This window comes from Pseudomonas sp. FDAARGOS_380, from assembly GCF_002591235.1.
Classification (GTDB): Bacteria; Pseudomonadota; Gammaproteobacteria; order Pseudomonadales; family Pseudomonadaceae; genus Aquipseudomonas; species Aquipseudomonas salmasensis.
This window is the reverse complement of sequence record NZ_CP023969.1, coordinates 2,276,998-2,288,997: the sequence shown is the minus strand read 5'-3', so window position 1 is coordinate 2,288,997 and position 12,000 is coordinate 2,276,998. Positions and strand designations below refer to the sequence as shown.

The 12,000-nt window shown below is 61.6% G+C and carries 13 protein-coding genes; 5 read left to right on the top strand and 8 right to left on the bottom strand.

What is annotated here, in order from left to right:
• Nucleotides 1-15: 15 nt before the first annotated feature.
• Nucleotides 16-339: a DUF3392 domain-containing protein gene (locus CRN80_RS10755; protein ID WP_003195099.1), complete on the top strand. Its 324-nt coding sequence runs from the start codon at nucleotides 16-18 to the stop codon at nucleotides 337-339.
• A 119-nt stretch (nucleotides 340-458) separates the two neighbouring features.
• On the opposite strand, the gene trmB is transcribed toward CRN80_RS10755, so the two are convergent.
• The 4 genes from trmB to CRN80_RS10735 all read right to left on the bottom strand — a co-directional run bounded on the left by trmB (nucleotide 459) and on the right by CRN80_RS10735 (nucleotide 2,694).
• A complete protein-coding gene (trmB, locus tag CRN80_RS10750) occupies nucleotides 459-1,181 on the bottom strand; it encodes a tRNA (guanosine(46)-N7)-methyltransferase TrmB (protein WP_032894706.1) in 723 nt (240 codons plus the stop codon).
• Nucleotides 1,182-1,190: 9 nt separating this feature from the next.
• Complete coding sequence (locus tag CRN80_RS10745) at nucleotides 1,191-1,985, bottom strand: thiazole synthase (protein ID WP_003195103.1); 795 nt, start codon at nucleotides 1,983-1,985, stop codon at nucleotides 1,191-1,193.
• A 54-nt stretch (nucleotides 1,986-2,039) separates the two neighbouring features.
• Nucleotides 2,040-2,240, bottom strand: a complete 201-nt coding sequence (thiS, locus tag CRN80_RS10740) for a sulfur carrier protein ThiS (protein ID WP_032894705.1) — start codon at nucleotides 2,238-2,240, stop codon at nucleotides 2,040-2,042.
• A gap of 79 nt (nucleotides 2,241-2,319) precedes the next feature.
• The gene (locus CRN80_RS10735) at nucleotides 2,320-2,694 is read right to left on the bottom strand and encodes a DUF423 domain-containing protein (RefSeq protein ID WP_032894704.1); all 375 of its coding nucleotides are present in this window, start codon (nucleotides 2,692-2,694) and stop codon (nucleotides 2,320-2,322) included.
• Nucleotides 2,695-2,768: 74 nt separating this feature from the next.
• On the opposite strand from CRN80_RS10735, the gene mtgA reads away from it, so the two are divergent.
• Nucleotides 2,769-3,491 carry a monofunctional biosynthetic peptidoglycan transglycosylase gene (mtgA, locus tag CRN80_RS10730; RefSeq protein ID WP_098950122.1) on the top strand — a complete coding sequence of 241 codons (723 nt, stop codon included), beginning with the start codon at nucleotides 2,769-2,771 and terminating at the stop codon, nucleotides 3,489-3,491.
• A 655-nt stretch (nucleotides 3,492-4,146) separates the two neighbouring features.
• Here mtgA and rpoH read toward each other — a convergent pair.
• The 4 genes from rpoH to ftsY form a co-directional block, all read right to left on the bottom strand.
• Complete coding sequence (rpoH, locus tag CRN80_RS10715) at nucleotides 4,147-5,001, bottom strand: RNA polymerase sigma factor RpoH (protein WP_003176698.1); 855 nt, start codon at nucleotides 4,999-5,001, stop codon at nucleotides 4,147-4,149.
• Between the two features lie 130 nt (nucleotides 5,002-5,131).
• Nucleotides 5,132-6,154: a permease-like cell division protein FtsX gene (gene ftsX, locus CRN80_RS10710; protein WP_003195111.1), complete on the bottom strand. Its 1,023-nt coding sequence runs from the start codon at nucleotides 6,152-6,154 to the stop codon at nucleotides 5,132-5,134.
• Nucleotides 6,151-6,822, bottom strand: coding sequence for a cell division ATP-binding protein FtsE (ftsE, locus tag CRN80_RS10705; protein WP_003195112.1), 672 nt, complete (start codon nucleotides 6,820-6,822; stop codon nucleotides 6,151-6,153). The genes ftsX and ftsE overlap by 4 nt, the downstream gene beginning before the upstream one ends.
• Nucleotides 6,819-8,219 (bottom strand): signal recognition particle-docking protein FtsY, encoded by a 1,401-nt coding sequence (gene ftsY, locus CRN80_RS10700; protein ID WP_098950120.1) that lies wholly within the window; start codon nucleotides 8,217-8,219, stop codon nucleotides 6,819-6,821. The genes ftsE and ftsY overlap by 4 nt, the downstream gene beginning before the upstream one ends.
• A gap of 232 nt (nucleotides 8,220-8,451) precedes the next feature.
• Between ftsY and CRN80_RS10695 the strand changes: the two genes are divergently transcribed.
• Genes CRN80_RS10695 through rsmD form a run of 3 tightly spaced genes read left to right on the top strand, consistent with a single transcriptional unit; the run spans nucleotide 8,452 to nucleotide 11,895 of the window.
• Nucleotides 8,452-9,807, top strand: a complete 1,356-nt coding sequence (locus tag CRN80_RS10695; protein WP_003195117.1) for a pitrilysin family protein — start codon at nucleotides 8,452-8,454, stop codon at nucleotides 9,805-9,807.
• A complete protein-coding gene (locus tag CRN80_RS10690; RefSeq protein WP_098950119.1) occupies nucleotides 9,800-11,290 on the top strand; it encodes a pitrilysin family protein in 1,491 nt (496 codons plus the stop codon). Before CRN80_RS10695 ends, CRN80_RS10690 begins: the two co-directional genes overlap by 8 nt.
• Nucleotides 11,290-11,895 carry a 16S rRNA (guanine(966)-N(2))-methyltransferase RsmD gene (gene rsmD, locus CRN80_RS10685; protein ID WP_032894696.1) on the top strand — a complete coding sequence of 202 codons (606 nt, stop codon included), beginning with the start codon at nucleotides 11,290-11,292 and terminating at the stop codon, nucleotides 11,893-11,895. The genes CRN80_RS10690 and rsmD overlap by 1 nt, the downstream gene beginning before the upstream one ends.
• Nucleotides 11,896-12,000: the final 105 nt, after the last annotated feature.

The window sequence follows — 12,000 nt, the reverse complement described above, 5'->3', positions numbered from 1 at the left end:
TCTTAAGGAAATCGAATGGATCTGGTACTCGACCTGCTCGCCACCGTATCCCGCTGGAGCCGTAGCAACCTGTCGGAAATCTCGTTGGCCCTTGTGGGCTGTTTGCTGGTGCTGTTTGGCGCCGACATCAAGGGCTGGGTCGAAGCGCGCCTGGGCAGCATCGCCGGCGCCTTGCGCGTGCCCTTGATGGCCCTGCTGTGCCTGATCGGCAGCGGCGCGGCGTTGATCTATGCCACGCCGTGGATTGTGCGGGGGTTGAGCCAGTTCAATAACTACAGCCTGGCGCCGGTGTTGATCGTGGTGCTGGTGTTGATTGGGGTAGTGGCAGACCGCCGCTGACCCCAACCCCATCCCCTGTAGGAGCGAGCTTGCTCGCGAAGAACCCATAGGCGACGCAGGCTATCTGATAGCGCTGCGTTATCGTTGACGTTTTTCGCGAGCAAGCTCGCTCCTACAGTTTATTGCTTCTCAAACTTCAAATCCCACACCCCATGCCCCAATCGCTCGCCACGGCGTTCGAACTTGGTGATCGGCCGCTCGGCCGGGCGTGGTACGCATTTGCCGTCTTCGGCCAGGTTGCGGTAGCCAGGGGCAACGTTCATCACTTCCAGCATGTATTCCGCATACGGTTCCCAGTCGGTGGCCATGTGCAGGATGCCGCCCACTTTCAGCTTGCTGCGCACCAGCTCCGCGAAGGAGGCCTGGACGATGCGGCGCTTGTGGTGACGGGCCTTGTGCCATGGGTCGGGGAAGAACAGCATCAGGCGGTCGAGGCTGTTGTCAGCGATGCAGCGGTTGAGCACTTCAATCGCGTCGCAGTCGTAGACCCGCAGGTTTTTCAGGCCCTGGGTCAGTACGCCGTTGAGCAGTGCGCCGACGCCTGGGCGGTGGACTTCCACACCGATGAAATCCTGCTCCGGGGCGGCCGCAGCCATTTCCAGCAGGGAATGGCCCATGCCGAAACCGATTTCCAGGGAGCGCGGGGCCGAACGGCCAAACACTTGGTCGTAATCCACCGGCGCATCGGCCAGGGGCAACACGAACAGCGGCGTGCCCTGCTCCAGGCCCTTTTGCTGGCCTTCGGTCATGCGACCGGCGCGCATCACAAAACTCTTGATGCGGCGGTGCTTGGACTCGTCGCCCTCTTCCACGGTGTTCGGCGTTTCGTTTGATTCAGTCATCAATAGCTCTTACTTGATCAGACCATCCAGCGGCGAAGAGGCGCTGGCATAGAGTTTTTTCGGCATGCGCCCGGCGAGGTAGGCCAGGCGGCCCGCGACGATGGCGTGGTTCATGGCTTGGGCCATCATGATTGGTTGCTGGGCATGGGCAATGGCCGAGTTCATCAGTACGGCGTCGCAGCCCAGTTCCATGGCGATGGTCGCGTCGGAGGCTGTGCCCACGCCCGCATCCACCAGTACCGGAATCTTGGCTTCTTCGAGGATGATCTGCAGGTTGTACGGATTGCAGATCCCCAGGCCGGAACCGATCAGACCGGCCAACGGCATCACCGCAATGCAGCCGATTTCTGCCAGTTGGCGCGCGATGATCGGGTCATCACTGGTGTAGACCATCACATCGAAGCCTTCCTTGACCAGGGTCTCGGCGGCCTTGAGGGTTTCGATCACGTTGGGGAACAGGGTTTTCTGGTCGGCCAGCACTTCCAGCTTCACCAGGTTGTGGCCGTCGAGCAGCTCACGGGCCAGGCGGCAGGTGCGCACGGCTTCGATGGCGTCGTAGCAGCCAGCGGTGTTGGGCAGGAAGGTGTAGCGCTGCGGCGACAGCACTTCGAGCAGGTTCGGCTCGCCCTCGATCTGGCCGAGGTTGGTGCGGCGCACGGCGAAGGTGACGATCTCGGCACCCGAGGCTTCGATGGCCAGGCGGGTTTCTTCCATGTCGCGGTACTTGCCGGTGCCGACCAGCAGACGGGACTGGTAGGTACGACCGGCCAGGACGAAAGGCTTGTCGCTACGAACGATGCTCATGGGAAATCCTCTGGTTGGATGAGGTTCTGCAGAATGCGTTGCGGCCGTGGCGGGCTAGCCGCCGCCGATGGCGTGGACCACTTCGACCTGGTCGTTTTCTTTCAGCGAGGTCTCGGCGTGCTGGCTACGCGGGACGATATCCAAGTTGAGCTCCACTGCGACGCGACGCCCGGTCAGGTCCAGACGGGTCAGCAGGGCCGCAACGGTTTCACCGTCGGGCAGTTCATAGGGTTCGCCGTTCAACTGAATGCGCATGCCACGGGCCGCCATCGTTTTTAGGGGCCCGCATTCTAGCGCGATTGGAACCTGAAGGTCAGCTCCAAGCGTCAAGCGGTCAAAGCTGCAAGCGCCACGCCGCCAGGCCCAGAAAGAACCAGCCGAGCAGGAACGCCAGCCCGCCAAACGGCGTGATGATCCCCAGTTTACTGATGCCGGTCATCGTCAGCACATACAGGCTGCCCGAGAACAGCAGGATGCCGACGGTGAACGAAACACCCGCCCAGGTCACCAGCCGGCCCGGAATATGCGCCGCCAGCAAGGCCACGCCGAACAGTGCCAGGGCATGCACCAACTGGTAGGTCACGCCGGTATGGAAGATCGCCAGGTAGTCGGCGCTCAGGCGGTTTTTCAGGCCGTGGGCGGCGAAAGCGCCCAGCGCAACGCCGGTAAAGCCGAAAAAGGCAGCCAGCATCAGAAAGCTACGCAGCATGGGGAACTCCAGTCAGACTCATCGGGCAGGGTCTGTATAATGGCCCGCTCAACGGGTTCGGCCAAGCCATCTCTATGCTGCGTGTCCTCTTCAAACGCTTTCTCAACGTCGTGAAATGGTTTGCCATCGGCAGTGTGTTGCTGGTGCTGCTGTTTCGTGTGGTGCCGCCGCCGTTCACTGCGCTGATGGTAGAGCGCAAGGTCGAGTCCTGGGTCGACGGCGAACCCATTGACCTGCAACGCAGCTGGGTGCCGTGGGATGAAGTCTCCGACGACCTCAAAGTGGCGGTGATGGCCGGGGAAGACCAGCGCTTCCCGCAACATTGGGGTTTTGATTTCGGCGCGATCCAGGCGGCGATTCTGCACAACGAGCGTGGCGGCTCGATTCGCGGTGCCAGCACCTTGAGCCAGCAGGTGTCGAAAAACCTGTTTCTGTGGGCCGGACGCAGCTATTTGCGTAAAGGCCTGGAGGCTTGGTTTACCGGCTTGATTGAGGTGTTGTGGCCCAAGCAGCGGATTCTTGAGGTGTACCTCAACAGCGTGGAATGGGATGAAGGTGTGTTTGGCGCAGAAGCGGCGGCGCGGCACCATTTTGGCGTGAGTGCCAAAGGGCTTTCGCGGCAGCAGGCCAGTTACCTGGCGGCGGTGTTGCCTAATCCACGGGTGTGGAGTGCCAGCCATCCGACGGCCTATGTGGCACGTAGAGCGGCATGGATTCGTCAGCAGATGAGCCAGTTGGGTGGGGATGGTTATCTGGTTGAGCTGAACAACTCTCGAAAGGCCCCCTGGTCCGACTGACACAATACGGGACCTGTGGCGAGGGAGCTTGCTCCCGTGACGGCCCCGGCGGCCAGCGCATATCTACCTGACGCCCGGCGATCCAAATGTGGGAGCGGGCTTGCTCGCGAAGGCGGCCTCACGGTCAACGCAGCTGGATTGTGTACATATCCATTGCTGCGGTAACGGCCACTTAGGGTTCCGCCCTGACGGCGGCTCACTTTTGAACAGCGCAAAAGTAAGCAAAACGCTCTTGCCCCACCACTCGGCACCTCGCTTAGGCTCGGTGTGCCCGTAATCCGCCAGTGATTTGGGGGGCCGCCGCCACGCGCCATCCATGGCGCGGGGCGGCTAAACCGGCATCCCTGCCGGTTTACCCCCCAAATCCCTGTCGAATTCCGGCCAGCGTGGTTTGACGGGGCGCTTAAGATCAAGATCAAAAGCAGATCAAGAGCGGCTCGCTTCGCATCGTGGTTACCGTCGGCTGCTACAGGCTACAAAGTTGTGTAGATACCTATGCTGCGATGAGGGCAGGTCAGCCAACTTATCTGCAAACTGACACACCGCTATCGCAGGCAAGCCAGCTCCCACAGTGGACTGTGGTGGATTTGAAATTTACGAACACATACAAAAATGCCCCGATCTTTCGATCGGGGCATTTTTTGTTCGCTGCGTTTTAGGCGGCGATCGACAACTTCAGCTTGTTCATCGCGCTTTTCTCAAGCTGACGAATCCGCTCGGCCGACACGTTGTACTTCTGCGCCAGGTCGTGCAGCGTGGCTTTTTCTTCTGCCAGCCAGCGCTGGTAGAGGATGTCACGGCTGCGGTCGTCCAGCACTTCCAGCGCTTCGTGCAGGTTGTGGTTGGAGTTGTCGCTCCAGTCGGCGTCTTCCAGTTGACGCGCCGGGTCGTACCGGTGGTCTTCCAGGTAGTTGGCCGGCGATTGGAAGGCGCTGTCGTCATCCGCTTCGGCGGCTGGGTCGAAGGCCATGTCATGGCCGGTCAGGCGGCTTTCCATCTCGCGCACTTCACGCGGCTCCACGCCGAGGCTTTCGGCCACGCGGTGGACTTCTTCGTTGTTCAGCCACGCCAGGCGTTTTTTCTGGCTGCGCAGGTTGAAGAACAGCTTGCGCTGGGCCTTGGTGGTGGCCACTTTCACGATGCGCCAGTTGCGCAGGATGAACTCGTGGATTTCCGCCTTGATCCAGTGCACGGCAAACGACACCAGGCGCACGCCCATTTCAGGGTTGAAACGCTTCACAGCCTTCATCAGGCCTACGTTGCCTTCCTGAATCAGGTCGGCCTGGGCCAAACCGTAGCCGCTATAGCTACGGGCGATATGTACGACAAAACGCAAGTGGGCGAGCACCATCTGCCGAGCCGCCCCCAAATCCTGCTCATAGTAGAGACTCTCGGCCAGTTCACGCTCCTGCTCGGGCGTCAGCAATGGAATGCTGTTGACCGTGTGCACATAGGCTTCCAGGTTCGCACCCGGGACCAAGGCATAAGCAGGTTGCAAAGAAGTGGTCATACGAAAAAACCTCCGACTCACATAACTCGTGCAGTTCAGCACTGCGAAAATTGACCTGGGAACCGTAGGACAAGTTCCCTAAACCGCTGATACGGTCAATACAAACGAAACCAGATTAATCTGACATTAACTACTTCGGCGCCAGCTCACGTAAATGCCGTGCCACCGCAATCCACGCACCGATATACCCCAACAACACCGCGCCAAGCAAGAGACTCAGACCATCGGCTACCGGCACACCGGCCAGCGCGAAATCACTGCCGTAAAGCCCGGCCAAGCCGACCACCGCGTCGTTCAACCAATCCAGGCCAAACGCCAGTACGCCCCAGGACAAGATCCCCGCACCCAGGCCATACAGCGCGCCCATGTACAGGAAAGGCCGACGCACATAGCTGTCTGTGCCGCCCACCAGTTTAATCACTTCTATCTCGGTGCGACGGTTTTCAATATGAAGACGAATGGTATTACCTATCACCAAAAGTAATGCAGACACTAATAACACCGTCAGGCCGAACACAAAGCGGTCACCCAGCTTGAGGATTGCGGCCAGGCGCTCCACCCAGACTAGATCAAGTTGCGCCTGTTGCACCTTCGGCATCTCTGCGAGTTTTTGTCGCAGGGCTTCCAGCGCCGGCTTGTCGACCTCGTTCGGCGTTACCAGCACCACGCCCGGCAGCGGGTTCTGCGGCAGCTCCTTGAGCGCCTCGCCCAGGCCCGATTGCTGCTGGAACTCCTCAAGGGCCTGGTCGCGGCTGATGTACTCGGCCTCGGCCACCCCCGGGATGTTCTTGATGTCATCGCGCAGCGCTTCGCCTTCCTTGCTGCTGGTGTCCAGGTTCAGGTACAGCGAAATCTGCGCCGCCCGCTGCCAGGAACCGCCCAGGCGCTCCACATTGTTAAGCAACAGCGACAAGCCCATCGGCAGGCTCAAGGCCACCGCCATGACCAGGCAGGTGAAAAAGCTGCCGATCGGTTGCTTGCCCAGGCGACGCAGGCTGTCCAGAAGGCTGGCGCGGTGGCTTTCGATCCAGGCGTGCACCAGGGTGCCGAAGTCCGGGCCGTCGTCTTCGTCGTGTTTTTTCTTTTTCGGTTGCGGGTCGGCCGGCTTCGGAGCCACCCGTTCGGATACTTTAGGGCTTCGTGTAGCACTCATACGCCAGCCTCCCCATCGCCGATCAGGCGACCGCGTTGCAGGGTCAGCATGCGATGGCGCATACGGGCAATCAGGGCCAGGTCGTGGCTGGCGATCAATACGCTGGTGCCCAGGCGGTTGATGTCTTCGAATACCCCCATGATCTCGGCCGCCAGGCGCGGGTCGAGGTTACCGGTGGGTTCGTCGGCCAGCAGCAAAGCCGGGCGATGGACGATGGCGCGGGCGATACCGACGCGCTGTTGCTGGCCGGTGGACAGGTCGCCGGGGAAGAGGTCGGTCTTGTCCGACAAGGCCACGCGTTCCAGGGCCGAATCCACGCGTTTGACGATCTCGGCTTTGGACAGCCCGAGGATCTGCAACGGCAGGGCCACGTTGTTGAACACCGTGCGGTCGAACAGCAGCTGGTGGTTCTGGAATACCACGCCGATCTGGCGGCGCAGGAATGGAATTTGCGCATTGCTGATAGTGGCCAGGTCCTGGCCCGCCAGCAGCAACTTGCCGGTAGTCGGGCGTTCCATGGCCAGCAGCAGGCGCAACAGCGTACTTTTGCCCGCGCCCGAATGGCCGGTGACAAACAAGAATTCGCCGCGACGCACTCGAAAGCTCAGCTCATGCAAGCCCACATGCCCGTTGGCATAGCGTTTACCGACCTGTTCGAATCGAATCATGAACGCTCCCGCTCGGCAAACAGTGCCTGTACAAAGGGTTCGGCTTCAAAGGTGCGCAGGTCGTCGATGCCTTCACCGACGCCGATATAACGAATCGGCAACCCGAACTGTTTGGCCAGGGCGAAAATCACACCGCCCTTGGCCGTGCCGTCGAGCTTAGTCAATGCCAGGCCGGTCAGCTGCACCGTCTGGTTGAATTGCTTGGCCTGGCTGATGGCGTTCTGGCCGGTACCGGCGTCGAGCACCAGCAAGACTTCATGGGGTGCATCGGCGTCGAGCTTGCCGATCACGCGGCGCACCTTCTTCAGCTCTTCCATCAAGTTGTCTTTGGTATGCAGGCGGCCGGCTGTATCGGCGATCAGCACATCAATGTTGCGCGCCTTGGCGGCTTGCACGGCATCGAAGATCACCGACGCAGAGTCGGCACCGGTGTGCTGGGCGATCACCGGGATCTTGTTGCGCTCGCCCCACACCTGCAACTGCTCGACGGCCGCAGCACGGAACGTGTCACCGGCGGCGAGCATGACTTTCTTGCCCTCACCCTGCAGCTTCTTGGCCAGTTTGCCGATGGTGGTGGTCTTGCCAGCGCCGTTTACGCCTACCACGAGGATGACGAACGGCTTTTTCGGCGTGATCACCAGCGGCGCTTCAACCGGTTTGAGCATGGCGGCCAGCTCAGCCTGCAGGGATTTGTACAGCGCATCGGCGTCGGTCAACTGCTTGCGCGCGACCTTCTGCGTCAGGCTCTGGATAATCACGGCGGTGGCTTCGACGCCCACGTCGGCGGTAAGCAGGCGGGTCTCGATGTCTTCCAGCAGTTCGTCATCAATGACTTTCTTGCCCAGGAACAGGCTGGCCATGCCTTCGCCAATACTGGCGCTGGTCTTGCTCAGGCCCTGCTTGAGGCGGGCAAAGAATCCGGTTTTGCTGGTTTCGGTTGCGGCAACGGCGGGTTCTGGCTCGATAACGGCAGGTGCAGCGACAACCGGTGCAGGCACTTCAACGACGGGCGGTACTTCAGCCACAACCTCTACCGGCACCGGCTCGACCACTGCAGGAATCGGCGGCACGACGTGCTCGGCCTGAACATCCTCCACCAATGCCACGGGCTCTTCGGCCACGGGCAGCTCCAGCCAGGGCTTGTGCTCGGGCTCAGGTTCCGGCTCCGGCTCGGCCTCGACGACCGGCTGCAACACCGGCTCAGCCATCGGCAACACCACCGGAACTGGCGTCTCGGCAACCGGTTCGGCTTCTATTACGGGTTCAGGGGTCGGTTCAGCGTGAACCTGTGGCTGTTCGACGACGGTTTCCTGCGGCTTTTTGCGCAGCCATCCGAACAGGCCTTTCTTCTCGCCAGCCGCAGCTGGGGTCTTCTTGTCGTCGTTGGAACCAAACATGGAGACGGCTATCTCAAGGTAGCGACGCGCCACAGGGCGCGTCGGTAAATAAAATTCGATGCGTAACAGACTGTTTTTTAGCCAGCTCGTTCATGCGCAACATTTTGTAAGGCCTAAATCGGGCCTTAACAAGACAGCCACAGTGGCCGTCCCTAGGTCGGATCAGTATCCTAGCACCTCCTCGCCCGCCGACGCTAAGACCAAGCGGGCAGCCCAACAGGTTTAAAAACGAATGAATGCTCTAGCCCGCCGCGCCGCAGGCCTGCTGTTCAGCACAGTTTGTCTGCCTCTCTCAGCTTTGGCTGCCGATCCACAACCCACCCATGAATTCACCCTCGATAACGGCCTTAAAGTGGTCGTGCGCGAAGATCATCGCGCGCCAGTGGTGGTTTCCCAGGTCTGGTACAAGGTTGGCTCAAGCTACGAAACCCCGGGCCAGACCGGTTTGTCCCACGCCCTGGAACACATGATGTTCAAGGGCAGCGCCAAGGTTGGCCCCGGCGAAGCCTCGCTGATCCTGCGCGACCTGGGCGCCGAAGAAAACGCGTTCACCAGCGACGACTACACCGCGTACTACCAGGTATTGGCCCGTGACCGCCTGGGTGTGGCCTTTGAACTGGAAGCCGACCGCATGGCCAGCCTGCGCCTGCCGGCCGACGAGTTCAGCCGTGAAATCGAGGTAATCAAAGAAGAACGCCGCCTGCGCACCGACGATAACCCCATGTCCAAGGCGTTCGAGCGCTTCAAGGCCATGGCGTTCCCGGCCAGCGGCTACCACACGCCGACCATCGGCTGGATGGCCGACCTGGACCGCATGAAGGTCGAGGAACTGCGCCACTGGTACCAATCCTGGTACGTGCCGAACAACGCCACCCTGGTGGTGGTCGGCGACGTGACCCCGGACGAGGTGAAAAACCTTGCCCAACGTTACTTCGGCCCGATCCCCAAGCGTGACGTGCCACCGGCAAAAATCCCGATGGAACTGGCCGAGCCCGGCGAGCGCCTGCTGACCTTGCACGTGCAGACCCAACTGCCGAGCGTGTTCCTGGGCTTCAACGTGCCAGGCCTGGCCACCGCTGAAGACAAACGTTCGGTGCAGGCCCTGCGCCTGATCTCGGCCCTGCTCGACGGCGGCTACAGTGCACGGATCTCCGAGCAGCTGGAGCGCGGTGAGGAGCTGGTGTCCGCCGCTTCCACCAACTACGACGCCTATACCCGTGGCGACAGCCTGTTCACCCTCTCGGCCACGCCGAACCAGCAGAAGAAGAAAACCGTCGCCCAGGCCGAAGCCGGCCTGTGGCGCCTGCTCGATGAGTTGAAGGCCAAGCCACCGACCGCCGAAGAACTGGAGCGCATCCGCGCCCAAGTGATTGCCGGCCTGGTGTACCAGCGTGATTCCATCACCAGCCAGGCCACGGCCATTGGCTCCCTGGAAACGGTCGGCCTGTCCTGGAAACTCATGGACACCGAGCTCGCCGACCTGCAAAGCGTGACCCCGGAAGACATCCAGAAGGCCGCACGCACCTATTTCACCCGCGAACGTCTGAGCGTCGCCCATGTTTTGCCTGAGGAGACCGCTCATGAGTGATCGCAAAAACAGCCGCCTGATCCTGCCAGGCCTGATCGCCGTCACCCTGATGGCGGCCAGCGCCGTTTACTTCTTGCGCCCCAGCGAGTCGGTCGCCAGCCAGGCCCTGGACAAGGCCCAAACGGCCAGCACCCTGCAATCTCTGGCGGAACTGGATGGCAAGGCCCCGACCAACCGCAAGCTCGATGTACAAACCTGGACCACCGCCGAAGGCGCCAAGGTGCTGTTCGTCGAAGCCCACGAATTGCCGATGTTCGACATGCGCCTGCTGTTCGCCGCCGGCAGCAGCCAGGATGGCGACGTGCCAGGCCTGGCGCTGATGACCAACGCCATGCTCAACGAAGGCGTACCGGGCAAGGATGTCAGCCAGATCGCCAGCGGGTTCGAAGGCCTGGGGGCCGACTTTGGCAACGGCGCCTACCGCGACATGGCGCTGGTGACCCTGCGCAGCCTGAGCGACAGCGCCAAGCGCGACGCAGCCCTGTCACTGTTCAACCAGGTGATCGGCCAGCCGACGTTCCCGGCAGACTCCCTGGCACGCATCAAGAACCAGATCCTGGCCGGTTTCGAGTACCAGAAGCAGAACCCCGGCAAACTGGCGAGCATCGAGCTGTTCAAGCGTTTGTACGGCGACCACCCTTACGCGCACCCGAGCGAAGGCACCCCCGAGAGCGTGCCGAAGATTACCCTGGCGCAGTTGCAGGCGTTCCACGCCAAGGCCTATGCGGCGGGTAACGCGGTGATTGCAGTGGTGGGCGACCTGACCCGCGCCGAAGCTGAAGCCATGACGGCCAAGGTGTCCGCCTCGCTGCCCAAGGGCCCGGCCATGGCCAAGATTGCCCAGCCGACCGAGCCAAAAGCTGGCCTGAGCCGGATCGAGTTCCCCTCCAAGCAAACCCACCTGCTGTTTGCGCAGTTAGGCATCGACCGTGCCGACCCGGACTATGCAGCCTTGTCCCTGGGTAACCAGATCCTTGGCGGCGGCGGCTTCGGCACCCGTTTGATGAGCGAAGTGCGAGAGAAACGCGGCCTGACCTACGGCGTGTACTCCGGCTTCTCACCGATGCAGGTGCGCGGCCCGTTCATGATCAACCTGCAGACCCGCGCCGAAATGAGCGGTGGCACCTTGCGCCTGGTGGAGGACGTGCTGGCTGACTACCTCAAGACCGGCCCGACGCAAAAGGAACTGGATGACGCCAAGCGCGAGCTGGCCGGCAGCTTCCCGCTGTCCACCGCCAGCAATGCCGATATCGTCGGGCAGTTGGGCGCCATGGGTTTCTACAACCTGCCGCTGAGCTATCTGGAAGATTTCATGAAACAATCCCAGGCTCTGACCGTCGACCAGGTCAAGGCTGCAATGAACAAACACTTGAGCGCCGACAAGATGGTCATCGTGACCGCCGGCCCGACGATTGCGCAAAAGCCACTACCGCACCCCACTGATAAACCTGCCGAGCAGCCGCTCGGGGTTCCGGAGCATTAATGGCCAGTTCATCTCGCCCGAAAAAACCTGTCCACAACGTGCATAACGGTGTGGGCCAACTGCGCATCATTGGCGGTGAATGGGGCAGCCGCAAGCTGAGCTTCCCCGACGTCGTGGGCCTGCGCCCGACGCCAGACCGCGTGCGTGAAACCCTGTTCAACTGGCTCGCGCCGTACATTGGCGGGGCCAAGGTACTGGACCCGTTCGCCGGCAGCGGCGCGCTGTTCCTGGAGGCGCTGTCCCGTGGCGCGGCCCAGGGCCAGGCGCTGGACGCCAGCAATGTGGCGGTGTCCAGCCTCAAGGAGCACCTGGGCACGCTGCGTTGCACCACCGGCCAGGTGCAGACGGCCGACGCGCTGCGCTACCTGGAAACCCAGGCGGCGACTGAATACGACGTAGTGTTCCTCGACCCACCGTTCAACCAGAACCTGCTGCCGACCGTCTGCACCCTGCTGGAAGAACGCCAGTGGCTGGCACCGGATGCCTGGATCTACACTGAGAGCGAGACTGCGCCCTCCACGCTCGGCCTGCCCAGTGGCTGGCGCCTGCACCGGGAGCAGAAGTCCGGGCGGGTGTATTACGCGTTGTGGCATCGCGCCCTGTAGGAGCGAGCTTGCTCGCGAAGATCGAACAGGCGACACGGGCTGTCTGACAGCGCTGCGTTATCGTTAACGTTTTTCGCGAGCAAGCTCGCGCCTACACGGCAGCGG